This window comes from Streptomyces griseus, from assembly GCF_900460065.1.
Taxonomy (GTDB): domain Bacteria; phylum Actinomycetota; class Actinomycetes; order Streptomycetales; family Streptomycetaceae; genus Streptomyces; species Streptomyces griseus.
Genome location: NZ_UAVD01000025.1, coordinates 90,873 through 117,665, shown reverse-complemented (window position 1 = coordinate 117,665; position 26,793 = coordinate 90,873). Strand labels below are relative to the sequence as shown.

The window sequence follows — 26,793 nt, the reverse complement described above, 5'->3', positions numbered from 1 at the left end:
CGAGAACCGCGGGTTTCCGGCGTCGTTCGCGGGCGGTCCCGCGGACCCGGCCCGCCGCGGTTCGGGGGTCCGTCACCCGGTTCGGCTCGAACGGCGATCGCGTCGGGTGCGCCGCGGCGTCGTCCCCCGGGGTGACGGACCGGTCGCGGCGTGGCCAACAGGGACCGGGTGAGGGCCTCGCCGCCGGGTTCGCCGGGCGACCGCCCGCCCGCGCGGAAAACAGGACGGCTGACGGTGTTCGCGCCCTCCGAGGCCCGTGTACGACACAACCGGCATTGCCATCGCGGACGGGCTCGGGCATGCTCCCTCCAGCGTCACGCACGCTTTTGCGGGGGTCTGGGCGGTGGAGGAGTGACGCCGTACCCTTGGGGGTATGGGGTTGGGAAGATGATTCCCGGACAGAGCTTCACCGCCAGCTGATGCACCTCTCGAAACCGTTCCCTCCTCACGAGGATTCTCTTCGCCGAGACACCGATGGCCGGTCACGAAATCCCTGAACCCAAGGACCGCAAGCCGCTCGCCGACCCAGGGTCGGAGCCGCGGACGGTCGAAGAAGCACGCCCCGCGTGTGATCCCGCTTTCCGGCACGGAGTCGTGGTCGGTTTCGACGGCTCCACGTCGAGCGAGCGGGCTCTCGCCTACGCCATCGGCATGGCCGGCCGCTCGGGCTCCGGCCTGATCATCGTCCATGTCGCCAACCGGTTGCCGACCACGGTCTGGGCGGGCTGCGAGCCCCCCGTCTTCGTCGACGTCCCCGATCACCGCACCGAGGTCCTCGGTCTGGAACTGGCCTGCGCGGACTATCTCTCCGATGTGCCCTGGGTGCTCGTCGAGCGCGGGGGCGACATCTGCCACGAACTGGAGGAGGTCGGCCGGGAGTACGCCGCCGACGCCATCGTCGTGGGCTCCACGCACGGCATCGTCGGCCGGATCTTCGGCTCCGTGGCCGGCCGCCTCGCCCGCCGGGCGCAGCGCCCGGTCATCGTCATCCCCTGAGGACCCGGGCGGCCGGAGCGCCCTGAGCGCCCCGGGCGACGGGATCGGGCGGCGAGATCCGAGCGGCCCCCGGTGACCTGAGAGGCCGCCAGAAAGCCCTGGAGCGGCACGCGTTGGGCCCCGTACCGGCTTCCCGGCGGTACGGGGCCCGACGTCCGTGCGCCGCCGTCTACTCGACCGTCACGGACTTCGCCAGGTTGCGCGGCTTGTCGATGTCCCGGCCCATCGCGAGGGCCGTGTGGTACGCGAACAGCTGGAGCGGGATGCCCATGAGGATCGGGTCCAGCTCGTTCTCGTTCTTCGGCACGACGATGGTGTGGTCGGCCTTCTCCTGCACCTGGTGGGCGACGGCGAGGATCCGGCCGCTGCGGGCCTTGATCTCCTCCATCGCGGCGCGGTTCTTCTCCAGCAGGTCGTCGTCCGGCACGATCGCCACGGTCGGCATCGCGGGCTCGATCAGCGCGAGCGGGCCGTGCTTCAACTCGGAGGCGGGGTAGGCCTCGGCGTGGATGTACGAGACCTCCTTCAGCTTCAGCGAGGCCTCGCGGGCCACCGGATAGCCGCGCACCCGGCCGATGAACATCATCGACTTGGCGTCCGCGTACTCGGCGGCCAGCCGCTTGATCTCGTCCTCGTTCGCCAGGATCTCGCTGATCTGCTCCGGCAGTCGGCGCAGCCCGTCGATGATCCGCTTGCCGTCCGCGACCGAGAGGTCACGGATCCGGCCCAGGTGCAGGGCGAGCAGCGCGAAGGCGACCACGGTGTTGGTGAAGCACTTGGTGGAGACCACGCAGACCTCCGGGCCCGCGTGGACGTACGTACCGCCGTCGGCCTCCCGGGCGATGGCGGAGCCGACCACGTTGACCACGCCGAGGACCCGGGCGCCCTTGCGCTTCAGCTCCTGGACGGCGGCCAGCACGTCGTAGGTCTCGCCCGACTGGGAGACCGCGACGTACAGGGTGTCGGGGTCCACGACCGGGTTGCGGTAGCGGAACTCGGAGGCCGGCTCGGCGTCGGCGGGGATCCGGGCCAGCTCCTCGATCAGCTGGGCGCCGATCTGGCCTGCGTGGTACGAGGTGCCGCAGCCGAGGATCTTGATCCGGCGCACCCCGCGCGCCTCCCGGGCGTCCAGGTTGAGCCCGCCCAGGTGCACGGTGGAGAAGCGGTCGTCGATCCGGCCGCGCAGGACGCGGTCCACGGCGTCGGCCTGCTCGGAGATCTCCTTGTGCATGTACGTGTCGTGGCCGCCCATGTCGTACGACTCGGCCTCCCACTCCACGGTGGTCGGCGTGGCCGTCGTGGTCGAGCCCTCCGTCGTGTACGTACGGAAGTCGTCCGCCTTCAGCGTGGCCATCTCGCCGTCGTCGAGCGTGACGACCTGGCGGGTGTGGGCGACCAGGGCGGCGACGTCGGAGGCGACGAACATCTCCTTCTCGCCGATGCCGAGGACGACCGGGGAGCCGTTGCGGGCGACCACGATGCGGTCGTTGAAGTCGGCGTGCAGCACGGCGACGCCGTAGGTGCCCTCGACGTGCCGCAGCGCCTCGCGGACCTTCTCCTCCAGGGTCTCGGCCTGGGCGCGGGCGATCAGGTGGACCAGCACCTCGGTGTCGGTCTCGGAGAGGAAGACGACGCCGTCCGCGGTGAGCTTGGCGCGCAGCTCGGAGGCGTTGTCGATGATCCCGTTGTGGACGACGGCGACCTTGTTCTCCGCGTCCATGTGCGGGTGGGCGTTCTCGTCGCTCGGCGCGCCATGGGTGGCCCAGCGGGTGTGGGCGATGCCGGTGGTGCCGGCGAAGCGCTTGGGGACCTTGGCCTCCAGCTCGCGGACCCGCCCCTTGGCCTTGACCATCTTCAGCGCGCCCGGCTTGCCCGCAGCCGCCTTGCCGGTGATGACGATGCCCGCGGAGTCGTACCCCCGGTACTCCAGCCGCTGCAGGCCCTCCAGCAGCAGCGGTGCCACGTCACGCTTTCCGATGTATCCGACGATCCCGCACATGAGTTCTCTGCCCCTCCATCGACGTACTCGTACCTGCTCGCGTTCGGCGCCCCGCACGGGCGCCCGGCCCGCTCAGCCGTAGACGATGCGGCGCAGCTGGCGGAGCGAGAGCTCCGGCGGCGCCACGGCGCGGTGCGGCAGCTCGGCCGCGATCCGCTCGAAGATCTCCGTGTTGACCAGGCCGCCGGACTGCAGTTCGCGGTGGCGGCGCCGGACGAAGTCGTCGGTGCTCTCGTCGAAGTACGCCAGCACGTCGAGGATCACCCGGGCCGCCTCGCCGCGCTGGAGCGCGGTGGAGCGTACGAGGTGATCGATGAGGTCGTCATGGGACGAGCGGCGTTCAAGCACCCGTCGATATTGCTTGCCGGGGCGCGCTTATGCAAGAAATCTGCCCGAAATCGGGCAGGAGTGGCCGGGAAGGCCGTCCGGTCGCGTCACATGCTGCGGAGAACGGCCTGCTTGGCGGTGCTGAACTCCTCGTCGGTGAGGACTCCGGCCCGGTGCAGCTCGCCCAGCTCCCGGAGCCGCCGCAGCAGGGTGTCGTGATCGCCCGCGGGCGGGGCGGCGGGGGCCGGACCGGCGCCCTTGGCCAGGGCCGGGGCCGCCCCCGGGGCGTCGAGGGCCGCGCGGGCCCCGGGCAGTCGCATCAGCACCGCCGCCGCGACCAGGACCGCCGTGTGCTCCTTCTTGGAGATCCCCCACAGGTCCAGGGCGTACGTGTCGTACTTCGGCGGGGCCGAGACGGGCCCCTCGACCGGTTCGAAGCGCAGGTAGCCGTTCTCCAGGCCGATCGACGGCATCCACCGCACGCCCGCGATCCGCGACAGCGGGAAGGTGGTCGGGCCCCCGGCGGTCTTGGACTCCTCGGCCTTCCAGTTCCAGGTCAGCCGGACGCTCTCGCCGTCGAAGGACGCCGTCCCGTCGCCGCCCCCGCCGGAGACGGGCAGCGTGGGGCCCGGCAGCAGGAAGCGGTCCACGGGGCCGTCCGGCACCTGCTCGATCAGCAGCGCGTTGCGCACCTCGTCGACGAAGTACTCCGCGACCCCGGTCCGGTCCTTCTCCACGGTCAGCGCGTAGGGGTCGGCGCCGTCCTTGAGCCGTCCGTCGGCGGCCCGCAGCACCGGGCAGGCCCCGCCGCGCAGGCGCAGCCGCAGCCGTCCGCCCTTGCGGTCCGGTTCGAAGGAGATGCCCGCCACCGCCTGGAGGGGCACGGCTGTCTCACCCAGCTCCTGCCGGACCGGGTGCGCCCTGCCCCCCGGCACGATCCGGACGGTGTCCCCGTCGAACGTCCATGTTCCGTCCCGCTGGATGATTTCTGCCATGTCCGCGATTCTGCCAGTCCGCCTCCGGGGCACGCCGGGGAAGGCGAGCGCCCGGGGGCGGTCCCCGGGCGCTCGCCCCCACAGGGCCGCCGCTGTCCGGCGGCCGGGCTCAGAACCCGGCGATCGGGTTCTTCAGGCGGCCCACCAACTGGAGTGCTCCGGCCGGGTCGTTGAGGTCGACCATCTGCTGGTTGTCGCGCAGCTGGAGACGGTTGAGGCAGGAGAGGGCGAACTCCGGCTCGAACAGGTCGTACTGCCGGAACTTGTCCGCGAGATACGGCACCGATTCCTGGTAGTCGCGCACGCAGGCGGCGACCGTCCGCCAGAAGGTGTCCTCGTCCAGGACGCCCTCGGTGGCCAGGCCCGCGCCCAGGAAGCGGAAGAAGCAGTCGAAGACGTCGGTGAGGACCGACAGCAGTTTCATGTCCTCGGGGACCTCGACCCGGATCCGCTCGACCTGCGGTGGCAGCACGGCGTCCGGGTCCATCACCGCGATCTCCTCGGCGATGTCCTTGAAGATCGTGCGGGTGACGATCCCGTCCTCCACGACCAGGATCACGTTCTCGCCGTGCGGCATGTAGACGAGGTCGTAGGCGTAGAAGCTGTGCAGCACCGGCACCAGATAGGCGTCCAGGTAGCTTCGCAGCCACACCTGCGGGTCCAGCCCCGACTCGGCGATCAGCGCCCCGGCCACCGAGCCGCCCTCGTGGTCGGTGTGGAGCAGCGAGGCCATCGTCGCGACCCGCTCGCCCGGCCGGAGGCCCGGCACGGGGCTCTCGCGCCACAGGGCGGCCAGCATCTTCCGGTAGGGGGAGCCCTTGACGGTGGCGGCCTCGTAGGACCGGTGGTGGTAGCCGATCGCGGCCCGCTCCCGGATGATCGAGAACCCGACGCCGCGCAGCAGGCCGTCGCGCTCGATCAGGCCGGCCAGCCAGTCGTTGATCGCGGGAGTGGCCTCCATGTACGCGGCGGACAGGCCGCGCATGAAGCCCATGTTCAGGACCGACAGCGCCGTCTTGACGTAGTGCTTCTCGGGGTGGTCGGCGTTGAAGAAGGTGCGGATCGACTGCTGGGCGAGATAGCCGTCCTCGCCCTCGCCGAGCACCACCAGGTGCCGGGCGGCCAGCTCTCCGGCGAAGCTGACCGCGAGCTTGTTCCACCACTGCCAGGGGTGGACGGGCAGCAGGTAGTAGTCGGCCGGGTCGAGGCCGAGTCCGCGCAGCGCCCCGTCGAACCGCTCCCGGGTCGCCTCGCTCAGCTCGTCCTTGACCAGTGCCTCGTAGTCGAGCCCGGCGCCCGACGTGAAGGTGGCCCGGTCCCGGTGGGCGGCCAGCCAGACGAGCCGGATCTCCGAGGCGGCCTCGGGGGCGTACGCCCGGTACTCGTCCACGCCGAAACCGATCCGCCCGTTGTTGGCGACGAAGCACGGGTGGCCCTCGGTCATCCCGGTCTCGATGGCCTGGAAGCCGGCGGCCACGAGCTGGCCGGAGGTCGCCGGTTCCTTGGTGAGTTTGTAGGCGGTTCCGGCCAGGGTGGAGGAGATCTCCTCCAGGTAGACCGGCAGGACCTCCGCGGAGATTCCCAGGGTGTGCCGCAGTTCGATGAAGAACTCCAGCGTGTCCAGCGGGAGTTCGGAGCCGTGCCGGTGCCGGGTGATGGTCTCGGCGTCGATCTGCCAGTGGTCCAGGGCGAAGAGTCGCGCGGTGAAACGGTACTCGGTGGAGGCGTCGTCGCTACGGACGGTGAAGCGGCCGTCGCCGAGCGGCGTGGGGGCGAGCAGCCGTTCATGGCTGAATTCCGCCAGTGCTTTGCGCACCAGCAGTCGGTTTGCGGTGGCCCAGCGCCCCGGGGTGAGGTGGGCGACGCTGTCGGTGAGGTCGGTCGTCATCGGTCGTTACCTCCGGTTGCTGCTTCGAACTGCGCACGGGTGCAGGCGCTGAGCAGGGCGTCCTTCTCCGGTTTGGCGATCTCGCGGAGCACCTCGAAGCCGACGGCCTTGTTGAGGGCCTGTACGGCGCTGTTGGTGACGTCGGGCTCGACGACCACCCGGCGCACCGACGGATCGGCGAACAGGAAAGCCATCACGGTGGTGATCACGGCCCGGGTGAAGCCGTGCACCGGGGTGTCGGTGGGGGCGACCAGGAAGTGCATCCCGACGTCGCCGGGCTCCGCCTCGTACAGCCCCTTCAGCTCGACCTCGGTGGGGTCGTAGCGCTCGATCAGGAAGGCGGGCGCGCCGTCGTGCAGCCCGATGAACGCGTCGTGGTGCGGATGGGCGGCGATGGACCGGTACTCCCGCTCCACGTCGGCGAGTCCGGCGTCGCCCATCAGCCAGAACGCGGCCTTGGGGTGGGTCACCCAGCCGTGCACCAGTTCGGCGTCGGCGGCGGGGTCGAGCGGGCGGACGGCGAACTCGCCGATGGCCGCGGACTGCTGTTTGCCGGGGTGGCTCATACGGCGAACTCCTGGAAGGCGATGGACTTCTCGACCGGGTAGACCTCGCGGCCGAGCAGCTCGCCGATGATGTACGCGTTGCGGTAGGCGCCCATGCCGAGGTCGGGCGAGGTGATCGAGTGGGTGTGCACCGAGGCGTTCTGGAGGAAGATCCCGCGCCCGGTGGTGTCGATGCTGTAGTTGCGGGCGACGTCGAAGCGGCCCCGGCTGTCGTGCCGCAGCCGCCCGGTGACGGGGGCGAGGAAGGCGGGAGCCTCGTACCGGTAACCGGTGGCGAGGATCAGGCCCTCGGTGGTGAGCCCGTAGTCCTTGCCCTGCTCCTCCTGGCGCAGCCCCAGGCTGTACGCGCCGCCCTCGGCGTCGTAACGCGCGCTGACGAGGGCGGAGTTGGTCAGCAGTCTCGTCGGTGCGGGCCCGGCGATGTTCTTCTGGTAGAGCAGGTCGAAGATCGCGTCGATCAGCTCCCCGTCGATGCCCTTGAACAGACCCTTCTGTCCGGTCTCCAGCCGGTAGCGGGTCTCCTCGGGCAGGGCGTGGAAGTAGTCGATGTACTCCGGAGAGGTCATCTCCAGCGTCAGCTTGGTGTACTCCAGCGGGAAGAATCGCGGGGAGCGGGTCACCCAGTTCAGCCGGTAGCCGTAGGTGTCGATCTCGGAGAGCAGGTCGTAGTAGATCTCCGCCGCGCTCTGCCCACTGCCGACCAGGGTGATCGACTTCTTCTTCTGGAGCTCGGCTTTGCCTTCCAGATAGCGGGAGTTGTGGAGGAAGTCCCCACCGAGACCCCGGCAGGCCTCGGGTATGTGCGGCGGCGTGCCGGTCCCGAGGACCAGGTGCCGGGACCGGAACGCCCGACCGGAGGCGGTGGTCACGGTGTAGAGCTCGGAGCCCTCGTCGTACGTCACCGTGTCGACGGTCTCGCCGAACCGGATGCTGCTCAGCTTCGCGGCGGCCCAGCGGCAGTAGTCGTTGTACTCGGTCCGCAGCGGGTAGAAGTTCTCCCGGATGTAGAAGGAGTAGAGCCGGCCGCGCTCCTTGAGGTAGTTGAGGAAGGAGTAGGGCGAGGTCGGGTCGGCCATGGTGACCAGGTCCGACATGAACGGGGTCTGGAGGTGGGCCCCTTCGAGGAACATCCCGGCGTGCCACTCGAAGTCCGGCTTGGACTCCAGGAAGACGCCGTTCAGCTCGTCGACCGGCTCGGTCAGGCAGGCGAGGCCGAGGTTGAACGGGCCGAGCCCGATCCCGATGAAGTCGTGGGGGTCAGGAAGCGCGGTCAAGGGAGTCTCCCAGGTAGCTCTCGGCGTGGCCGGAGATCAGATCGAGGACGGCGGCGATGTCGTGCACGGTCGTTTCGGGGTTGAGCAGGGTGAGCTTGAGGTACTGGCGGTCGCCCACCTTGGTGCCCGCGACGATCGCCTCGCCGGAGGCGAACAGCGCCTTGCGGGCGTGCAGGTTGGCGCGGTCGATCTCGTCGGGGGAGGCGGCCCCGGCCGGGATGTAGCGGAAGACGAGCGTGGAGATCCGGGGCTCGACGACCACGTCGAAGCGCGGGTCGGCCGCCAGCAGTTGCCAGCCCTCGGCGGCCAGGTCGCAGACCTCGTCGAACAGCTCGCCGATCCCGTCCGCGCCCATGACGCGCAGCGTCATCCAGAGCTTGAGCGCGTCGAACCGGCGGGTCGTCTGGAGGGACTTGTCGACCTGGTTGGGGATCCGCTCCTCGGCCATCCGGCGCGGGTTCAGATACTCCGCGTGGTACGTGGCGTGGCGCAGGGTCGCCCGGTCACGGACCAGGACGGCCGACGAACTCACGGGCTGGAAGAAGGACTTGTGGTAGTCCACCGTCACCGAGTCGGCGTTCTCGATGCCTTCGAGCAGCCCGCGCCGCTCACGGGAGGCCAGCAGCCCGCAGCCGTAGGCGGCGTCCACGTGCATCCAGGTGGCGAACTGCTCGCAGAGTGCGGCGATCTCGGGCAGCGGGTCGATGGACCCGAAGTCCGTGGTGCCGGCGGTCACGACGACGGCCATCGGGACGGCGCCTTCGGCCACGCAACTCTCCAGCGCGTGGGCGAGCGCCACGGTCCGCATGCGCTTGTCACGGTCCACGGGGACGGATACGACGGCGTCCGGGCCGAGGCCGAGCAGTTTGGCGGACTTCTGGACGCTGAAGTGGCTGCACTCGGAAGTGAAGATCCGCAGCCGGGTGAAGTCCTCGGGCCGGACCTTCGCCTCCTCCCGCGCCAGCAGCAGCGCCTGGAAGTTGGACTGCGTGCCGCCGCTGGTGAAGATCCCGTCGGCGGCCGGGCCGAGCCCGATCCGCTCGGCGGTCCAGTCGATCAGCCGGCGCTCGATGAGCGTGGCGCCCGCGCTCTGGTCCCAGGTGTCCAGCGAGGAGTTGATCGCGGAGAGCACGGCCTCGCCGAGCACGGCGGGTATGACGACCGGGCAGTTGAGGTGCCCCAGATAGCGGGGGTGGTGGAAGTAGACGGCGTCGCGGAGGTAGACCTCGCCCAGCTCGTCGAGGGCGGCGGCGGCGTCGCCCAGCGGCCGGTCCAGGTCGATCGCGTCGACGAGGGGGGAGAGCTCGTCGACATCGATCCCGCTGAAGGGGCGCTCGGTGGCGGCGAGGGTGGCCGCGACCCGTTCCACTCCTGCGGAGACGGTGTTCCGATAGTGCTCCGCGGTCGTGTTGTTGAGCAGGTGCGAACGCATGAAGGGGTCCTCCCGGGTGAGGGGAACTTCATCGCGGCCCTCCGGGCAGGAAGGGGGGACGAGGGCGCGATGCCAAAGTAAGGCGAGCCTAACCTAACTCGGAACCCCTTGTTCCTCCGGCCCCCCGGCTGCACCGGTTGTCCGCTTTCCCTCCCCTATCCCTCCACTTGCTCTCCTGGTGGTCCCTGTTTCAGCAGCTCGGGCCCGAAGCCGACGGTGCCGGTCGCCGCTTCCGCTTCCGCTCTGCGCGCCTGCTCCTCGGAAAGGCCGCGCCGCCAGTAGGTGCAGGCCGTCACCCGCCCCGGGTCGAAACCCCGCTCCTGGAGGAGGTGGTGGCGCAGCGCCCGCACCCCGGACGCCTCGCCCGCGATCCACGCGTACGGAGTCCCCCCGGGCAACTCGGCCGCGCGCACGGTCTCCACGCCGCAGGCGGCCCCCTCGTTGCGGACGAGCCACCTGATCCGGGCCTTCGCGGCGGTGTTCAGTGCCTGCCGGTCCTCGGTGCGCGGGATCTCCAGCCAGACCCGGGCCGGCAGCCCCGCGGGCAGCCATTCCAGGGCGGCTGCCGCGGCGGGCAGGGCGGTCTCGTCGGCGCGGATCAGCACCCAGTCGGTGTCGGCGGGCGGCCGGAAGCGCACGGCGGCGTTGTCCGCCGCGGTGGGGCCCAGCACCGCGAGGCGGTCGCCGGGGGCGGCCCCCCGTGCCCAGCGCGAGGCGGGGCCGCCGTCGCCGTGCAGCACGAAGTCGAGGTCGACCTCGGTGGAGCCGTCGGGCCGCGGCCGCTCGGCCCGTACGGCATACGAACGCAGCACGGCCCGTTCGTCCTCGGGCAGTGCCCGCCACCGCTCGTGCCAGGTCCCGGACCCGCCCGCCGGGACCACCGCCTCGCGCTGCCCCGGGCGGGGGAGGAGGAGGGACACGCTCTGGTCGCGGCGGCCGCCGCGGAACCCCCCGGACCCCGCCCCGCCGAGGGTGATCCGCAGGATGGACGGGCCGAGCCGCCGGGTGCGCACCACGGTCAGGTCGAAGATCCGGAACGGGGCTGCTTCGGGGGCGGCGGCGGTCGTCGGCGTCAACGGGAGCTCCTCCGGGGCGGGCCGCAGCGTCGGGCGGACGGGCCCGGGCTCCAGCGGGGGCGATCCGAAGGAAGGTTAGCCTACCCTTGCTTGAATGGGGCGTCGTGTGAGGCCCCCGGGCCGCCGGCTCACGCCCCGAACTCCGCCCGGCAGGCGTCGAGCCCCTCCACGGTCTGCCGTCCGCGCGGTCAGGACGCGAGCCCGGCCGGCTGCTCGACACCGCCCGGCGCACCGCTCCTGTCCGACTCGGCCCCGTGACCGGCGACAGCGATGCCGCCCGCCCGGGCCCGTCGGGGACGGAGGCCGAACGCGCTGACGGCGGCGGCGATCAGGGCGGCGGCCGGCGGCACCGCCAGGGCCGCCCGGTATCCGTCGAGCAGGGCGGCCGGGGACGTCCCGTCCGTCGCGCCGACGGTGACGGCGGTCACGGCGGACAGCCCCAGCGCGGCACCGAACTGCCAGGACGTGTAGAGCAGTCCGCCGGCCACCCCCTGCTCCTCCTCGGCGACACCGTCCGTGGCCACGATGGTCAGCGGGCCGTAGACCAGGGAGAAGGCCACACCCAGCAGGAGCAGGCCCGGGAACATCGCCGCGTACGTCCAGTCCGCGGCGAGCGGCAGGAACAGGGCGTACGAGAGCGACGCGACGAGCAGCCCGCCGAAGATGACCCGGGCGTTGCCGAAGCGGGCCACCAGCTTCGGGGTCAGGAGCGGCGAGAGCACCGCGTCCACACCGACGACGAGCAGCGCGAGGCTGGTCCGCAGGGGCGACCAGCCGCGCAGCTCCTGGAGGTAGAGCACGGCGACGAACTGGAAGCCGAAGAACCCGGCGGCGAACAGCAGCCCCGACACATTGGCGCGGACCAGCGACCCGCTGCGGAAGATGCCGAGGCGCACCAGCGGCGAGGACGAGGAGCGTTCGACGACGACGAACGCGAGGAAGAGGAGCAGCGCCGCGCCGACCGTGCCGACCGTCCACGCGGCCGGGACGTGCGTGGCCCGTTCGACGCCGAGGACGAGCAGCAGGATCCCGGCCGTGACGGTCACCGCTCCGGCCAGGTCGACGCCCTGCCCGGTGCGGTCGGGGCGGGGTGAGGCGGGGATGAGCGCGAGCGCGGCGAGCAGGATGCCCAGCGAGAGGATGACCGGGGCGAAGAACACCCAGCGCCAGTCGATCGCGGAGAGCAGCCCGCCGACGACCAGGCCGATCGAGAAGCCCCCGGCGGCGGTGCCCGCGTAGAGCAGGAGGGCCTTGTCGCGCTGCGGCCCCTCGGGGAAGCCGGTGGTGATGATCGACAGGCCGGCCGGGGTCATGAAGGCGGCGGCGATCCCGGTCACGAAGCGGGCGGCGATCAGCATCCAGCCTTCGGTGGCCAGTCCGCCCAGCCCGGAGAAGACCAGGAACACGACGAGCCAGAGGACGAACATCCGGCGGCGGCCGAAGAGATCGGCCGCCCGTCCGCCCAGCAGCATGAAGCCGCCGTAGCCCAGGACGTACGCGCTCATCACCCACTGGAGGGTGCCGGTGGGCAGGCCGAGGTCCTCGCGGATCGCGGGCAGCGCCACGTTCAGCATGGCCACATCGATGCCTTCGAGGAAGATCGCGCCGCACAGGACGAGCAGCACGCCCCGGGCACGGGCGGTCATGCGGTCACTGCTCGGTCTCGGCGGGGGCGGTGATGAGGACACGGAATTCTCCTTGTGCGCGGACGAAACGGGCATGACGAACAGCCGCAACAGCGAATCGGTGAAGCGGGGTTGGTGTGCGGGGGCCTCAAGCGGCACGGAACCGAGGCGAGTTACCGAACCGGTGGTCGGTTCCCTCTTGTAACCACCTGAAGCTTGCGGCACCGTGGGGCGGTATGGAAGAAGGCACTTCGAAGTCACCGAGTCACTGCGTCGATACCGGCGCCGGTCCGGACTACGACATCAGCCAGTGGGACGTCCGCGAGGGCTGCGAGGTGCGGCAGATCCTCGACCGCGTCGCGGACAAGTGGTCCCTCCTCGCCATCGCCCACCTGGAACGCCGCACGCTGCGCTTCTCCGAGCTGCGCCGGCTCATCGAGGGCATCAGCCAGCGCATGCTCACCGTGACCCTGCGCCAGCTCGAACGCGACGGCCTGGTGCGGCGCACGGTCTACCCCGTCGTCCCGCCCCGCGTGGAGTACGAGCTGACGGAGCTGGGCGCGACCCTGCACACGACGATCAGGTCGCTCGTCGACTGGACCGAGAGCCACCAGCAGGAGATCGCGAAGGCGCGCGCCGACTACGACGCCCGCCAGGAGGCCGGGGCCTCGGCCACCTGACGCCGGGGCCGCCGGTCTGCCGGGGCCCGGGCTTCGCCGGCCATGTCCGAAGGGCCCGGGCCGCACTGAGCGCTGTCCCGCAATTCCCGGCGGGCGCACGGCGCCGGCTACGGCGCCTCGCCGCGTTGTCGAAGCACCCGAATACCTCCCGTACGCGGGTGCGTCTTGGCCTTGCGACGCACCGCGTCTGACGCCGTGCGCCGATCCACCGGGAATTTGCGGGACAGCCCTTAGGGTGAAGCGGTGAACTCACCCCAGGGAAAAGCCTTTTCGCGCGTGAGCGAGGACGACCGGGAGGCCGCCGTACGGCGCGTACGGGAGGCGTACGCCGAGGAGCACATCTCGCACGAGGAGATGGACGAGCGCCTCGGCCGGGTGCTGGCCGCCTCGTCCCGCGCGGAGCTCGCGGCGGCCCTGGACACCCTCCCGGCGGAGGACCCCGGCACCACGGCGACGATCGCCGCCGCCGGAGGCCGGATCAAACGGCGCGGCGCGTGGCGGGTCCCCCGCGTCCTCAAGGTCGAGTCCGCCTTCGGGCGGGTACGCCTGGACCTGTCCCGGGCGATCATCGAAGGCCCGGTCGTCGACATCGAGCTGAGCCTCGGCACCGGCAACGCGAGCATCACGGTGCCGCGCGACGCGATCGTCGAGGTCGAGGGCCTGACGACCGGCTGGAAGGACCTGCGATACCGGCCCCGGCAGCCGAGCCGCCCGGGCGCGCCGCGCATCCGCTTCTCCGGGGCCGTGGGATACGGCCGGCTGAAGATCCGCCACGCCTGGCGCTGAGGAAGCCCCCCGGGACCGGCATCCGGACCGGCACCGGCACCGGCACCGGAGCCGGAGCCGGGACCGACCGGGTGACGCCGGCCGTGGCCGGTGGCGTCCGGGGCACCACCTGAATGACGGCTCCGGCATGCGGGGGCACGGGAGCGGACGTCTGCTGGGGAGGAACGGTTTCCGCCACCCCACCCCCCCCGCGAAAGGCCCCGCCCGATGGCTGACAAACCCTCTATCGTCCTGGTCCACGGCTTCTGGGGCGGCGCCGCCCACTGGGCCAAGGTCATCACCGAACTGCACCGCCGGGGCTTCGGCTCCCTGCACGCGGTGGAGAACCCCCTGACCTCCCTGGCCGACGACGCCGAGCGCACCGCCAAGATGGTCCGGCAGATCGACGGACCGGTGGTCCTGGTCGGCCACTCCTACGGCGGCGCGGTCATCACGGAGGCCGGCGACCTGCCCAACGTCACGGGACTCGTCTACATCGCCGCGTTCGCGCCGGACGCCGGTGAGAGCCCCGGGCAGATCAGCCAGGAGAAGCCCCCCGCGGCGTTCGAGAACCTCGCCCCGGACTCCGACGGCTACCTGTGGGTCAAGCAGGACAAGTTCCACGAGAGCTTCGCCCAGGACCTGTCCGAGGAGGAGGCGCTGGTGATGGCCGTGACCCAGAAGGCGCCCCTGGCCTCGACGTTCGGCGACAACGTCACCGCGCCGGCCTGGCGGTCCAAGCCCACGTGGTACCAGGTCTCCGCCGCCGACCGCATGATCCACCCCGACAACGAGCGCCGCATGGCGACACGGATGCAGCCGCGCAGGACGGTCGAGCTGGACGCCGGCCACGCCTCCCTCGCCTCGCAGCCCGGCCCGGTCACCGACCTCATCGAGGAGGCGGCGACCGCATCGGCCGGATGACGGGTCCCCTGTCCGCCACCGCCACCACCGCCGACACCGCCGACGCCGACGCCCCGGCCGCCGTGGGAACGTCCACGGCGACCGGGGCGGCGGTCGGGAAGGCGGGTGAACGGCTCAGCCGGGGAGCCCCAGCTCCCGGGCGATCAGCATCCGCTGCACCTCGCTCGTCCCCTCGCCGATCTCCAGGATCTTCGAGTCGCGCCACATCCGGGCCACCGGGTACTCGTTCATGAAGCCGTAGCCGCCGTGGATCTGCGTGGCCTCACGGGCGTTGTCCACCGCGACCGTCGAGGAGTACAGCTTCGCGATCGCGGCCTCCTTCTTGAAGGGTTCGCCCGCCACCAGCCGCGAGGCCGCGTCACGCCAGCCCACCCGGGCCATGTGGGCCCGCATCTCCATGTCGGCGATCTTGAACTGGATCGCCTGGTTCGTGCCGATCGGCCGGCCGAACGCGTGGCGCTCGGCTGCGTACTTCACCGACTCGTCCACGCAGCCCTGCGCCAGCCCCGTGGCCAGCGCCGAGATCGCGATCCGGCCCTCGTCGAGGATCCGCAGGAACTGCGCGTAGCCCCGGCCCTCCTCGCCCAGGAGGTTCGACGCCGGGACGCGGACGTCGGTGAAGGACAGCTCCCGGGTGTCCGAGGCGTTCCAGCCGACCTTGGAGTAGGGGGCGGCGACCGTGAAGCCGGGAGTGCCGGAGGGGACGATGATCGCGGAGATCCGGGGGCGGCCGTCCTCCTTGCGGCCCGTCACCGCCGTGACCGTGACCAGCTCGGTGATGTCCGTGCCGGAGTTGGTGATGAAGCACTTCGAGCCGTTGATCACCCACTCGTCCGTCGCCTCGTCCAGCACCGCCGTCGTGCGCGTGCCGCCCGCGTCCGAGCCGCCGTCCGGCTCGGTCAGACCGAACGCGCCCAGCGCCTCACCGGCGCAGAGCTTCGGCAGCCACTGCCGCTTCTGCTCCTCCGTGCCGAAGAGGTGGAGCGGCATCGCCCCCAGCGAGACCCCGGCCTCCAGGGTGATCGCCACCGAGGAGTCGACCCGGGCCAGCTCCTCCAGGGCGATCCCGAGCGCCAGGTAGTCGCCGCCCATGCCGCCGTACTCCTCCGGGAACGGCAGCCCGAACAGGCCCATGCGGCCCATCTCGCGCACGATCTCGTAGGGGAACTCATGGCGCTCGTAGAAGTCGCCGATCTTCGGCGCGACCACGTCGTGCGCGAACGCCTCGACCGTGCGGCGCAGTTCCTCGTGTTCGGCGGTCAGCCGGTGGTCCAGGGACATGGTGTGGCTCACTCCTTGTGGGAGGGGGAGGAAGTGGAGGGGGTGAGGGCGCGGACCGTGCGGGACGGGCTCGGCCGGCCCAGGTGTCCGGCCAGCCAGACGCTGGTGGCGGTCAACTCGTCGAGGTCGACGCCCGTCTCGATGCCGAGGCCGTCGAGCATCCAGACCAGGTCCTCGGTGGCGAGGTTTCCCGTGGCGCTCTCGGCGTACGGGCAGCCGCCCAGGCCGCCCGCCGAGGCGTCGACCGTGCTCACCCCGTGCCGGAGCGCCGCGAGGGTGTTGGACAGCGCCTGGCCGTACGTGTCGTGGAAGTGGACGCCCATCGCGGGGGTCGCGACGCCCGCCTCGTTCAGGGCGGTCAGCAGCGCTGTGACGTGGCCCGGCGTCGCCACTCCGATCGTGTCGCCCAGCGACAGCTCGTCGCAGCCCAGGTCCATCAGCGCCTTCGCGACCCTGACCACCTGCGCCACCGGCACCGCGCCTTCCCAGGGGTCGCCGAAGCACATCGACAGATAGCCGCGCACAGAGGCCTTCTCCGCCTTCGCACGGGCCACCACCGGCGCGAACATCGCCAGCGACTCGTCCACGGTCCGGTTCAGATTGCGTGCGGCGAACGTCTCCGTCGCCGAGCCGAACACCGCGATCGACCGGGCCCCGAGCGCCAGGGCCCGGTCCAGTCCGCGTTCGTTCGGCACGAGGACGGGGAGCGAGACGTCGCCCACGTCCGCGATGTCCCCGACGAGGGGGAACAGGGCTTCCGCGTCTGCCAGTTGGGGCACCCACTTCGGATGCACGAAGCTCGTCGCCTCGATGGTGGTCAGGCCGGCCACCGCCAGTCGGCGGATGAACTGAGCCTTCACCTCCGTCGGGACGGTGCCCTTCTCGTTCTGGAGGCCGTCGCGCGGCCCCACCTCGTGGATCCTGACCCGGGCGGGGAGGCCCGGGGCCGGGACCCGCATGGGCAGCGCACGTGTCGTCATGAGTCCTCCAGGGGAACCACGACCGCCAGGATCTGGTCCATCGCGACCGTCGCACCCGCCGTGACGTCCAGTTCGGTGACGGTCCCCGCGTGCGGGGCGGAGATCACGTGCTCCATCTTCATCGCCTCCACCACGAGCAGGCTCTGCCCTGCCGCGACCTCGTCGCCGACGGCGACCTTCACCACCGTGACCGTGCCCGGCATCGGGGCCGCCAGGGTGTCCGCCCCGCTCCGGCCCGCGCCGCTCAGGGACGCCTCCACCGGGTCGTGGTCCTGGACGTGCCAGGTGTCGCCGTCCCGGCCGAGCCAGTCCCCGGAGCGGTGGAAGTGGCCCACCGCGCCGTCGAGTTCGACGGTGACCCGGTCCGCGGTGACCGCCGCGGAGTCCGGGGCGCCGTAGGTCACCGGGTCCGTGCCCGCCACCCGCAGCGGGAAGCGCAGGGGCGCCGGAGCGCCTCCTGTCCGCCAGCCGTTCGGCACCGAGAACGGGTCCGTCCAGCCGTTCGCGTCCGGCCGGGGGGCCAGCGCGTCCCGGCGGACCGCCGCTGCCGCCGCGTACACCTCGTCCGGCACCCCGTCCGGCACCAGGCCCGCCGCCTCGCGCTCCACCAGACCGGTGTCCAGGTCGCCGGAGACCACGTCCGGGTGGGCCAGCAGGCGGCGCAGGAAGCCCGTGTTGGTCGGGACGCCCAGGATCACCGTGTCCGCGAGAGCCGCCCGCAGCCTGCGGATCGCGGTCGCGCGGTCGGGGCCGTACGCGATGACCTTCGACAGCATCGGGTCGTAGAGGCTGCCCACCGGCACGCCCTCGCTGAGCCCCGAGTCCGTCCGCACCCCGCCGCCCTGCGGCTCGCGCAGCGCCAGCACCGTACCGCCGGAGGGCAGAAAGCCGCGGGACGGGTCCTCGGCGCAGACGCGGGCCTCGATCGCCCAGCCCGTCAGGGTGACGTCCTGCTGTGCGTACGGCAGTCGCTCGCCGGACGCCACCCGCAGCTGCCACTCCACCAGGTCCAGGCCGGTGATCAGCTCGGTGACCGGGTGCTCGACCTGGAGGCGGGTGTTCATCTCCATGAAGTAGTACGAGGCCGGGTCGTTGCCGGGGACGATGAACTCCACCGTCCCCGCCCCGACATAGCCGCAACTGCGCGCCGCCTGGACGGCCGCCTCGCCCATCGCCGCCCGGGTCTTCGCGTCCAGCAGGACGCTCGGCGCCTCCTCGATGATCTTCTGGTGGCGGCGCTGGAGCGAGCACTCGCGCTCGCCGAGGTGGATCACGTTGCCGTGGGTGTCGGCGAGCACCTGGATCTCGATGTGGCGCGGGCGGTCGATCCACCGCTCCACGAGGAGGGTGTCGTCGCCGAAGGAGGCCCGTGCCTCGCGCCGCGCCGCCGCGATCTCCTCGCCCAGCACCGCCGCGTCACGGACCAGGCGCATGCCCTTGCCGCCGCCGCCCGCCGAGGGCTTCAGGAGGACCGGGGTGCCGATCTCCCGTGCTGCTTCCTCCAGTTGAGCGTCGGTCAGGCCGCTGCCCGACGAGCCGGGCACGACCGGGACGCCGTACGCCGCGACCGTCTCCTTGGCCCGGATCTTGTCGCCCATCAGCGAGATCGCGGCGGCGGGCGGGCCGATGAAGACCAGCCCCGCGTCCGTGCAGGCCCGCGCGAACTCCGCGTTCTCCGCGAGGAACCCGTAGCCGGGGTGGACGGCCTGCGCGCCCGTGCGGCGGGCCGCCTCCAGCAGGGCGGGCACGTTCAGATAGCTCTCGGCGGCCGGCGGCGGGCCGATTCGCACCGCCGTGTCCGCCTCGTGCACGTGCCGGGCGTCGGCGTCCGCGTCGCTGAAGACCGCGACCGAGCGCACGCCCAGCTCCCGCAGGGTCCGGATCACCCGGACGGCGATCTCGCCGCGGTTGGCGACCAGCACGGTGTCGAACATCGTCGTCATCTCGTTCCTCACATCCGGAAGACGCCGAAGCCGGGACCGGCCGGGTCCTTCTGCGGCAGCGGGGCGTTGGCGCAGGCCGTGAGGGCGAGGCCCAGCACCTGCCGGGTGTCCACGGGGTCGATCACGCCGTCGTCCCAGAGCCGGGCGGTCGCGTAGTAGGCGTTGCCCTGGGTCTCGTACTGGGCGCGGACCGGGGCCTTGAACGCCTCCTCGTCCTCGGCGCTCCAGTCGTCGCCGAGCTGGTCGCGCTTGACGGTGGCCAGCACGGAGGCGGCCTGCTCACCGCCCATCACCGAGATCTTGGCGTTCGGCCACATCCACAGGAAGCGGGGGCTGTAGGCCCGGCCGCACATCGAGTAGTTCCCCGCGCCGTACGAACCGCCGACCACCACCGTCAGCTTCGGCACCCGGGTGCAGGCCACGGCGGTGACCATCTTCGCGCCGTGCTTGGCGATGCCGCCCGCCTCGTAGTCCCGGCCGACCATGAAGCCGGAGATGTTCTGGAGGAAGACGAGCGGGATGCCGCGCTGGTCGCACAGCTCGATGAAGTGCGCGCCCTTCTGGGCCGACTCGGAGAACAGGATCCCGTTGTTCGCGACGATCCCGACCGGGTGGCCGTGGATCCGGGCGAAGCCGGTGATCAGGGTCTGCCCGTACTCCGCCTTGAACTCCTGGAAGCGGGAGCCGTCGACCACGCGTGCGATCACTTCGCGTACGTCGTAGGGCGTCCGGGAGTCCACCGGCACGGCCCCGTAGAGCCCGGCCGGGTCGGCCTTCGGCTCCTCGGCCGGCTCGACCGACCAGGGGAGCGGGGCCCGGTCCGGGAGGGTCGCGACGATGTTGCGGACGATCCGCAGGGCGTGCGCGTCGTCCTCCGCGAGATGGTCGGTGACCCCCGACGTGCGGGAGTGGACCTCGCCGCCGCCCAGCTCCTCCGCCGTGACGACCTCGCCGGTGGCGGCCTTCACCAGCGGCGGGCCGCCGAGGAAGATCGTGCCCTGGCCGCGCACGATGACGGCCTCGTCGCTCATCGCCGGAACGTAGGCCCCGCCCGCCGTGCAGGAGCCCAGCACCGCGGCGATCTGCGGAATGCCGGCCCCCGACATCCGGGCCTGGTTGTAGAAGATCCGCCCGAAGTGGTCCCGGTCGGGGAAGACCTCGTCCTGCATCGGCAGGAACGCGCCGCCCGAGTCGACCAGATAGAGGCAGGGGAGACGATTCTCCAGCGCCACCTCCTGGGCGCGCAGGTGCTTCTTCACCGTCATCGGGTAGTACGTGCCGCCCTTGACGGTCGCGTCGTTGGCGACGATCACGCACTCCCGGCCGCTGACCCGCCCGATCCCGGCGATCACCCCGGCGGCCGGGGCGGCGCCCCCGTACAGCCCGTCGGCGGCCAGCGGGGCCAGCTCCAGGAACGGCGAACCCGGGTCGAGGAGGGTGTCCACCCGGTCCCGGGGGAGCAGCTTGCCGCGCGCCTCGTGGCGGGCCCGCGCCTTCTCACCCCCGCCCAGCCGTGCCGTGGCGAGGCGTCCCGCCAGCTCGTCGGAGAGCGCGCGATGAGCCGCCTCGTTGGCCTGCCAGGCCTCCGAGGCGGGATCGGCCGCGCTCGCCAGGACCGGTGCCTGCTGCATCGTGTCGAGCCCCCTTGCCCGTACCGGAAAAGTCAACCGCTGCTGTCGCGCCGCTGTTAGTGAGCGTTAACGCGTTTCCCTCAGGTTAACGAGCGCTAACGACCCTGTCTAGAATGAATCCTCATGAGCACCCATGCCGCCGCCCGCGTCGCGGCTCCCACCCGCCGCGAGCAGATCCTCCGGGAGGCCGCCCGCCTCTTCGCCGAGCGCGGCTTCCACGGCGTCGGCGTCGACGAGATAGGCGCCGCCGTCGGGATCAGCGGTCCCGGCCTCTACCGCCACTTCCCCGGCAAGGACGCGATGCTCGCCGAGCTCCTGGTGGGCATCAGCGAACGGCTGCTGGAGGGCGGCCGTATGCGGGTGTCGGAGGACGCCGCCCGGGGCGGCGGCTCCCCGGAGGAGCTCCTGGACGCGCTCATCGAGGGTCACATCGACTTCGCCCTCGACGACCGCCCCCTGATCACCCTCCACGACCGCGAGCTGGACCGGCTGCGCGACACGGACCGCAAGCGGGTGCGCCGGCTCCAGCGCGAGTACGTCGAGGTGTGGGTCGGCGTCGTCCGCGCCCTCTACCCGGCGCTGGCCGAGAACCGGGCCCGCGTCACCGTGCACGCCGTCTTCGGCCTGCTGAACTCCACCCCGCACCTGGCCCGCCCCGAGGCCCTGCCCGGCCGGGCGGTGACCGCCGCCCTGCTGCACCGGCTGGCCCGGGGCGCCTTCGCCGCCGCGGAACCCTCCTGAGCGGCGGTCGCGCCCCCTGAGCAACCCCGGACGGGACGCGCGCGTCTCTCCGGTGGACAGGGGGTCGACACGCAACCGTCCGGTCGTCACGCAAGGAATCGGGGAGCCGCACCATGGCCGTCTCGCTGGGCGAAGAGATCATGCTGCTGTCGCTGGACGACGCGACCGGCGCGGCGAAGGGGGAGACCGCGGCCCGCTGGGGCGTGGCGGCCGGAATGCTCCTGGAGCTGGCCATGGCGGGCCGTGTCACGGTCAAGGGCGGGCGCGTCGAGGTCTTCGACCCGTCCCCGACGGGCGATGCCCTCCTGGACGGACGGCTCGACCGGCTGGCGCGCTGGGTCCACGGGGCGTCCAGCAGCCGCAAGGTCACCGACTGGCTGACCCGGGACCAGGCCAAGGGTTCCCAGGACGTCGTGGACAGCCTCGTCGGCCGTGGCCTGGTGACCGAGGAGAAGCACCGGGCGCTCGGCGTCTTCCCCGTGCGCCGCTACCCGGAGGCCGACGGGACCGTCGAGCGGGAGCTGCGCGCCCGGCTGGCCGACGTCGTGCTCCACGAGGCCGAGCCGGACGCGCGCACCAGCTCCCTCGTCGCCCTGCTGCACGCCACGGGCATGCACCCCCAGGCCTTCCCCGGAGTGCCGAGGAAGCGGATCGCCCCGCGCATGGCGCGGATCGCCGAAGGGCACTGGGCGGGCGTGAGCGTGGGCGAGGCGATCCGCGACGTCCGGGCGGCGATCTCCGCGGTGACGCTGGTGACGGTCCTGACCGTGGTGACCTGAGGTCTTCCGTCCGGATCGGCTCGGGCCCGCGGTGTGGTGGCCGATCGGTCCTGATCCGGCCTGATCCGGCCTGATCCGGCCTAATCCGGACGCGGGGGCCCGGGGCCGAAATCCGGACGCGGGGGCCCGGGGCCGAACCGGGCCGTGGGCCGGCGCCCGGACCCGGACCGTCGGCCCCGTGCCGTCGGACGCCGGTCAGCTCCGTGCCGCCAGATGCCGGTGCGCCCAGGCGGCGAACGAGGTCACCGGAATCCCGAGCTCCACGGCGAGCTCGGGGCGGGCCGGCTGCGTGATCGCGTTGCTCCACAGGTGGCCGGCGCCCCACGCGGGCATCCCCGCCGCGAGCGCCTCGTCGAGATCCATCGTGGGGGCCTCCACCCGTACGCCCCACACGTCCGACAGCACCGCGGCCACCTGCTCCATGCTGAGCCGGTCGCCCGCGAGCTCCAGCTCCACCCCGTGGAAGCGGTCGGGCTCCCGCACGGCGTGGGCGACGGCAGCGCCGATGTCCTCGCACGCCACCAGCGCCAGGACCGTCTCCGGCCGGATCACCGTCGCGAGACCGCCGTCGGGGCCGCCGGGGGCCAGCTGGGGCAGGTTCTCCATGAAGAACGCGGGCTTGACCACGGTCCACCGGGCGAAGCCCGCCCCGCGCACCGCCTCCAGGATGGCCTGCTTGGTGTCGAAGTAGGGCTCCAGCGCCGCCCAGCGGCCCTCGGCCCAGCCCGGCGTCCGGGTGTGCGCGCCGACCCCGCTGGTCGAGGACTGGACGAACTGCGGCACGTCCGCCGCCCGTGCCGCCTCGACGAGGTGCCTCGCCTGGGCCAGCTCCCCGGCGAAGTCGACGCCGCCCTCGCTCATCGGCGGCATCTGCACCGAGAACACGGCCCGGACGTCCGCGCAGGCCGCGTCCAGCGAGGACCGGTCGGCCAGGTCCCCGGTCACCAGCTCGACGCCCAGCGCCTCCACGTCCTTCGCGCGCCGGGTGTGCGGGTCGCGCACCAGGGCGCGGACCGGAACGCCGGCGGCCAGCAGGGCCCGGGCGGTTGCCCCGCCCTGGCGGCCGGTGGCGCCGGTGACCAGGACGGGGGCGGTGGGTGATGCCATGGCGGTGTCTCCTCGCGACCGGGAACACAAAACGGCGGGGCCCGCCGTTTTGCTTCCGGCTACGATATGGCGGGGCCCACCACTTAGCAACATGGAGAGAACGTGACCGGTCAGCGCGCGGACGCCCGCCGCAACTACAGCCGCATCCTCGCCGTGGCGGAGGCCGAGGTCGCCCAGCACGGAGCCGCCGCCTCCCTCGAACAGGTCGCCCGCACGGCGGGCGTCGGCTCCGCCACTGTGCGCCGTCACTTCCCCACCCGCCAGGCCCTGCTGGAAGCCGTCTTCCAGGAGCGCGTCCAGGCCCTCTGCGGGCGCGCGGAGGAGCTGGGCCGGACCGAGGACAGCCGCGCCGCCCTGCTGGACTGGCTGCGCGGCCTCGTGGCGTACGCCGTCTCCGCCCGGGGACTCGCGGACGCGCTGACCTACGAGCCGCCGACGGACGCGCCCGCCGGTGACGCGCCGCACTCCTGCGGCGCGGTGCTCGCGGACGCGGCGGCCCCGCTGCTGGCCCGCGCCCTGGACGACGGCACGGTCAGGGCGGGCACCACCTTCCACGACCTGCTCACCCTCGCCGTCGGCATCGCCCTGGCCACCGAGCACCACAGCGAACCCTCGGTCCAGGCCGACCGCCTGTTCACCCTCGCGGTCGAGGGCCTCAGCCCGAGCCCCTGAGGGGCCTGGCCCCGGTCAGCCCGCGGCGCCCCGGACCGCGACCCTGACCCGGTCGACCCGCATCGGATGGCCCGGCTCGGTCGCGGGGCCCGCGGTCGCCCCGTCGGCCTCCGGCAGCTTGCCGCCGACCGCCACGTTCAGGATCAGGAACACCCCGTGGTCCACGGCCCGCTCCCAGGTCCCGGCGTCCATCGCGTCGGCCCGCACCCGGTGGTGGACCCGGTCGTCCCGGTACCAGCGCACCTCCCGCGCCCCGGGGGAGAGGTCGACCTCCACGGCGTACGTGTGGAACGCCTCGCGGCAGTCCGGGCAGGCCCGAGGTCCCGATGTCAGCCCCACCGGCTCCCGGCACGGGCCGCCGTCCAGGACGCCGCAGTGCATCGACCCGAAGACGGTGTCCCGGCCGTTGACCGACTCCATCACATCCAGCTCGCCGACCCCGGGCCAGCCGGTGTACCCGTCGCGCAGGTCCGCTCCCAGGGTCCAGAACGCCGGCCAGTAGCCCGCCGCCGCGGGGCCCGTCACGTCCGGCAGCGCGATCGACGCCTCGATCCGCAGCACCCCGCCGGGCGGCGGCGCGAAGTCGGACCGCACGGTCGTGATCCGGCCCGAACTCCACTTCCCGTCCTTCCTGGTGGGCACGATCTCCAGCACGCCCTGCCCGTCCAGACGCACGTTGTCGGTCGAGTCGGTCATCGTCTCGATCTCCCCGGTGCCCCACCGGGGCGCCGGGCAGCCGGGGTAGCAGGTGCCGAGGTCGTGACTCCAGTTCGCGGGGGAGGGGCGGCTGTTCGCCGGGCCGTCGAAGTCGTCCCGCAGCAGCTCGGTCCAGCCGTCCGCCCCGGGGGCGGCGGACGGCACGGGGGCGGGGGCGCCGGCCGGGGGCAGTGCGCCCGACTCCGTCAGCAGCCGCTCCAGCCGGGGGGCCAGCACGATGGCCGCCACGTTCGTCAGATGGGCGTCGTCCCGGTAGAGCAGGATCCGGTCCCGCACCGCAGGGCAGGTCGGGCCGTCCCCCGGGCACAGCACCGAGGTGACGCCGACGGACCGCACGCCCGGCACCGCGCCCGCCGCGATCCGCCGGGCCAGCGGATCCTCCGGGACCGCCTCCGCCCGGCTGAACGCGCAGGCGGCGGCGGAGTCCGGAGCGCCGGAGACGCACGCCGGAATGTCCGTCCCCGGTACGGGGGTGTCCTCGACGTACACGATCGGCGCGCCGATCGCCCGCAGCGGCTTCAGCGTCCTCTCCCAGGCGGCGGCGAGGAGTTCACGGTCGGCGGTGTACCGGTTGAGCGAGGCGATCACGATGAGCCGGGGCTTCGGTCCCGTCCGCAACCGGTCCAGTGCGTCGGCCCGCCAGGTGTCGCACTCCCGGTACTCGCGTCCCAACTGGGGGTTCTTCAACGTCAGTTCCGGCAGCGGGCAGCCCTGCTTCACCAGTTCCTGGAGCGCCCAGCCGCGCTGGGAGGCCAGTGCGAGCAGCGGGGAGAACCACTGCCCGGCGTGGGAGTCGCCGAGGAGGACGACGCGGTCGGGGCTGTCCACCGCCCCGAACAGGCACTCCGGGCTGCGGGTCGCCTCCGGCGGGACCTGGCAGGCCCCGTCCGGCGGGAAGTCCTCGCGCGCCTGGGCCGGTCCCGGCACCAGCGGGCCGTCCGGGAGCGGGGAGCCGTCGCCCCGGGCGAGCAGCGAGGGGCCGGCCGCCGCGCCCGGCGGGAGGCCCTTGGTGTCGACGGGGGTGGCCGGGCCCATCAGGTGCAGGGTCGTGGTGCCGACGACCAGCGCGAGCACGACCGGCAGGACGATGGCGGAGATCCCCACCGCCAGCCCGCGGCGCGGGAGTTCGGCGACCGTACGGCTGCGGCGCAGCGGTTGCTCGACCCAGCGCATCGTGGCGAGGGCGGGCAGCGCGGCGGCCAGGGTCAGGGCCGTCTTCGCGGGCCAGCCGAGCGTCCCGAGCCGCGCCTCGGCCAGGACGAGCACCGGCCAGTGCCACAGGTAGAGGTTGTAGGAGAGCCGTCCGACCGCACGAGGAGCCCGGCCGCTCAGCAACCGCCCGACACCGTGGGCCCCTTGGGCCTCGCGTTCGCCCCGGCCCGGGATCCCCGCGAGGATCACGGCGGCCGTGCCCAGGGTGGGGACGAGCGCCGCGTGGCCCGGGTACGGGGTCGACGCGTCGTACGACACGACGCACCAGAGGATCGCCGCGGCCCCCGCCCACCCGCAGACGAGCCGCAGCGGGCGCGGCCCGCGCAGCAGGTGCCAGGGCAGCAGGGCCAGCAGCGCGCCGACGGCGAACTGCCAGACCCGCGAGGGGGTTCCGAGGTACGCGAGCGAGACGGAGTCCCGCGTCCAGTGCAGGGACAGCGCGAACGAGGCGAGCGCCACGGCGGCGGTGGTGAGCGCCACGACCGCGCGCACCGCGCGGCCCCGGCGGACCGCGCGGGCGGCGACCAGCACGATCACCGCCAGCAGCGGGGCCCAGAGCAGATAGAACTGCTCCTCGACGGCGAGTGACCAGAAGTGCAGCAGCGGGCTCTGGTCGTGCCCGGCGGCGAGGTAGTCGGTCTGCTGCGAGACGAACCGCCAGTTGGCGACGGACAGCGCCGCCGCGAGGACGTCCTGCTCCAGGTCGGCGCGGAGCAGCGGTACGGTCAGCCACGCCCCGGCGACCGCGACCGCGGCGAGGACGACGGCGGCCGAGGGCAGCAGCCGGCGGGCCCGGCGGGAGAAGAAGTCGCCGAGCCGGATCCGCCCGGTGGTGATCGCCTCCCGGACCAGGAGGCCGGTGATCAGGTAGCCGGAGATGACGAAGAAGACGTCCACCCCGACGAAGCCGCCCGCCACGCCCGGTATCTGGGCGTGGAAGGCGAGGACGGCGAGGACCGCGACGGCGCGCAGCCCTTCGATGTCGGGCCGGAACGTGGACCGGTGCGGGCTCGGCCCGGACTCGCCGCCCGAGCCGGTCGAGCCGGCCGAGCTGTCCGAGCCGGTCGAGCCGGTCGAGCTGTCCGAGCCGGTCGAGCTGTCCGAGCCGGCCCGGTTGTCCGGGGAGAGGGGTGCGGGCCGCTTCCTGCGGGGCCCGTGGGTGAGGAGGAACGGCATCGGGTGG

Annotated in this window: 22 protein-coding genes; 7 read left to right on the top strand and 15 right to left on the bottom strand. The window is 72.6% G+C overall.

Annotated elements, in window-relative coordinates; genetic code table 11:
- The first annotated feature begins 474 nt into the window (after positions 1 to 474).
- The gene (locus DTB53_RS12750; RefSeq protein ID WP_012380831.1) at positions 475 to 996 is read left to right on the top strand and encodes a universal stress protein; all 522 of its coding nucleotides are present in this window, start codon (positions 475 to 477) and stop codon (positions 994 to 996) included.
- A 169-nt stretch (positions 997 to 1,165) separates the two neighbouring features.
- On the opposite strand, the gene glmS is transcribed toward DTB53_RS12750, so the two are convergent.
- The 9 genes from glmS to DTB53_RS12705 all read right to left on the bottom strand — a co-directional run bounded on the left by glmS (position 1,166) and on the right by DTB53_RS12705 (position 12,199).
- The gene (glmS, locus tag DTB53_RS12745) at positions 1,166 to 2,995 is read right to left on the bottom strand and encodes a glutamine--fructose-6-phosphate transaminase (isomerizing) (RefSeq protein WP_003968989.1); all 1,830 of its coding nucleotides are present in this window, start codon (positions 2,993 to 2,995) and stop codon (positions 1,166 to 1,168) included.
- A gap of 72 nt (positions 2,996 to 3,067) precedes the next feature.
- Positions 3,068 to 3,343, bottom strand: a complete 276-nt coding sequence (locus DTB53_RS12740; protein ID WP_003968990.1) for a hypothetical protein — start codon at positions 3,341 to 3,343, stop codon at positions 3,068 to 3,070.
- 86 nt (positions 3,344 to 3,429) lie between these two features.
- Positions 3,430 to 4,317 carry a DUF4429 domain-containing protein gene (locus DTB53_RS12735; RefSeq protein WP_012380832.1) on the bottom strand — a complete coding sequence of 296 codons (888 nt, stop codon included), beginning with the start codon at positions 4,315 to 4,317 and terminating at the stop codon, positions 3,430 to 3,432.
- 109 nt (positions 4,318 to 4,426) lie between these two features.
- Positions 4,427 to 6,205, bottom strand: coding sequence for an IucA/IucC family protein (locus DTB53_RS12730; RefSeq protein ID WP_003968992.1), 1,779 nt, complete (start codon positions 6,203 to 6,205; stop codon positions 4,427 to 4,429).
- Entirely contained in the window at positions 6,202 to 6,771 is a 570-nt protein-coding gene (locus tag DTB53_RS12725; protein ID WP_012380833.1) for a GNAT family N-acetyltransferase, read from the bottom strand. Before DTB53_RS12725 ends, DTB53_RS12730 begins: the two co-directional genes overlap by 4 nt.
- Positions 6,768 to 8,045, bottom strand: coding sequence for a lysine N(6)-hydroxylase/L-ornithine N(5)-oxygenase family protein (locus DTB53_RS12720; RefSeq protein WP_012380834.1), 1,278 nt, complete (start codon positions 8,043 to 8,045; stop codon positions 6,768 to 6,770). Before DTB53_RS12720 ends, DTB53_RS12725 begins: the two co-directional genes overlap by 4 nt.
- The gene (locus tag DTB53_RS12715; protein WP_012380835.1) at positions 8,029 to 9,477 is read right to left on the bottom strand and encodes a pyridoxal phosphate-dependent decarboxylase family protein; all 1,449 of its coding nucleotides are present in this window, start codon (positions 9,475 to 9,477) and stop codon (positions 8,029 to 8,031) included. Before DTB53_RS12715 ends, DTB53_RS12720 begins: the two co-directional genes overlap by 17 nt.
- Before the next feature lie 155 nt (positions 9,478 to 9,632).
- Entirely contained in the window at positions 9,633 to 10,553 is a 921-nt protein-coding gene (locus tag DTB53_RS12710) for a siderophore-interacting protein (protein WP_012380836.1), read from the bottom strand.
- Positions 10,554 to 10,741: 188 nt separating this feature from the next.
- A complete protein-coding gene (locus DTB53_RS12705) occupies positions 10,742 to 12,199 on the bottom strand; it encodes an MFS transporter (protein WP_012380837.1) in 1,458 nt (485 codons plus the stop codon).
- A gap of 215 nt (positions 12,200 to 12,414) precedes the next feature.
- On the opposite strand from DTB53_RS12705, the gene DTB53_RS12700 reads away from it, so the two are divergent.
- The 3 genes from DTB53_RS12700 to DTB53_RS12690 all read left to right on the top strand — a co-directional run bounded on the left by DTB53_RS12700 (position 12,415) and on the right by DTB53_RS12690 (position 14,547).
- Positions 12,415 to 12,858, top strand: a complete 444-nt coding sequence (locus DTB53_RS12700) for a winged helix-turn-helix transcriptional regulator (protein WP_012380838.1) — start codon at positions 12,415 to 12,417, stop codon at positions 12,856 to 12,858.
- Between the two features lie 243 nt (positions 12,859 to 13,101).
- Positions 13,102 to 13,644, top strand: a complete 543-nt coding sequence (locus DTB53_RS12695) for a DUF1707 SHOCT-like domain-containing protein (protein ID WP_012380839.1) — start codon at positions 13,102 to 13,104, stop codon at positions 13,642 to 13,644.
- Positions 13,645 to 13,851: 207 nt separating this feature from the next.
- On the top strand, positions 13,852 to 14,547 hold the full coding sequence (locus tag DTB53_RS12690; RefSeq protein WP_012380840.1) for an alpha/beta hydrolase: 696 nt from the start codon (positions 13,852 to 13,854) through the stop codon (positions 14,545 to 14,547).
- A gap of 114 nt (positions 14,548 to 14,661) precedes the next feature.
- Here DTB53_RS12690 and DTB53_RS12685 read toward each other — a convergent pair whose 3' ends face one another.
- From DTB53_RS12685 to DTB53_RS12670, 4 genes are read right to left on the bottom strand one after another with little or no spacing between them, the layout of a single operon-like run.
- Complete coding sequence (locus DTB53_RS12685; RefSeq protein WP_042497128.1) at positions 14,662 to 15,828, bottom strand: acyl-CoA dehydrogenase family protein; 1,167 nt, start codon at positions 15,826 to 15,828, stop codon at positions 14,662 to 14,664.
- Positions 15,829 to 15,836: 8 nt separating this feature from the next.
- Entirely contained in the window at positions 15,837 to 16,808 is a 972-nt protein-coding gene (locus DTB53_RS12680; protein WP_012380842.1) for a hydroxymethylglutaryl-CoA lyase, read from the bottom strand.
- Positions 16,805 to 18,751: an acetyl-CoA carboxylase biotin carboxylase subunit gene (locus tag DTB53_RS12675; RefSeq protein WP_042497131.1), complete on the bottom strand. Its 1,947-nt coding sequence runs from the start codon at positions 18,749 to 18,751 to the stop codon at positions 16,805 to 16,807. The genes DTB53_RS12680 and DTB53_RS12675 overlap by 4 nt, the downstream gene beginning before the upstream one ends.
- Before the next feature lie 8 nt (positions 18,752 to 18,759).
- The gene (locus tag DTB53_RS12670; protein ID WP_012380844.1) at positions 18,760 to 20,382 is read right to left on the bottom strand and encodes a carboxyl transferase domain-containing protein; all 1,623 of its coding nucleotides are present in this window, start codon (positions 20,380 to 20,382) and stop codon (positions 18,760 to 18,762) included.
- Positions 20,383 to 20,505: 123 nt separating this feature from the next.
- Here DTB53_RS12670 and DTB53_RS12665 point away from each other — a divergent pair, with 123 nt between their 5' ends.
- Together DTB53_RS12665 and DTB53_RS12660 are read left to right on the top strand one after the other, a co-directional pair.
- Positions 20,506 to 21,123 carry an SACE_7040 family transcriptional regulator gene (locus tag DTB53_RS12665; RefSeq protein ID WP_003969005.1) on the top strand — a complete coding sequence of 206 codons (618 nt, stop codon included), beginning with the start codon at positions 20,506 to 20,508 and terminating at the stop codon, positions 21,121 to 21,123.
- A gap of 113 nt (positions 21,124 to 21,236) precedes the next feature.
- Complete coding sequence (locus DTB53_RS12660) at positions 21,237 to 21,902, top strand: GOLPH3/VPS74 family protein (RefSeq protein WP_003969006.1); 666 nt, start codon at positions 21,237 to 21,239, stop codon at positions 21,900 to 21,902.
- A gap of 195 nt (positions 21,903 to 22,097) precedes the next feature.
- Here the strand turns inward: DTB53_RS12660 and DTB53_RS12655 are convergent, their stop codons facing one another.
- Positions 22,098 to 23,009, bottom strand: coding sequence for an NmrA family NAD(P)-binding protein (locus tag DTB53_RS12655; protein ID WP_012380845.1), 912 nt, complete (start codon positions 23,007 to 23,009; stop codon positions 22,098 to 22,100).
- Positions 23,010 to 23,111: 102 nt separating this feature from the next.
- Between DTB53_RS12655 and DTB53_RS12650 the strand changes: the two genes are divergently transcribed.
- Entirely contained in the window at positions 23,112 to 23,681 is a 570-nt protein-coding gene (locus DTB53_RS12650; protein ID WP_003969008.1) for a TetR/AcrR family transcriptional regulator, read from the top strand.
- Positions 23,682 to 23,696: 15 nt separating this feature from the next.
- Here DTB53_RS12650 and DTB53_RS12645 read toward each other — a convergent pair whose 3' ends face one another.
- Entirely contained in the window at positions 23,697 to 26,786 is a 3,090-nt protein-coding gene (locus DTB53_RS12645) for an acyltransferase family protein (protein WP_012380846.1), read from the bottom strand.
- Between the last annotated feature and the right edge of the window lie 7 nt (positions 26,787 to 26,793).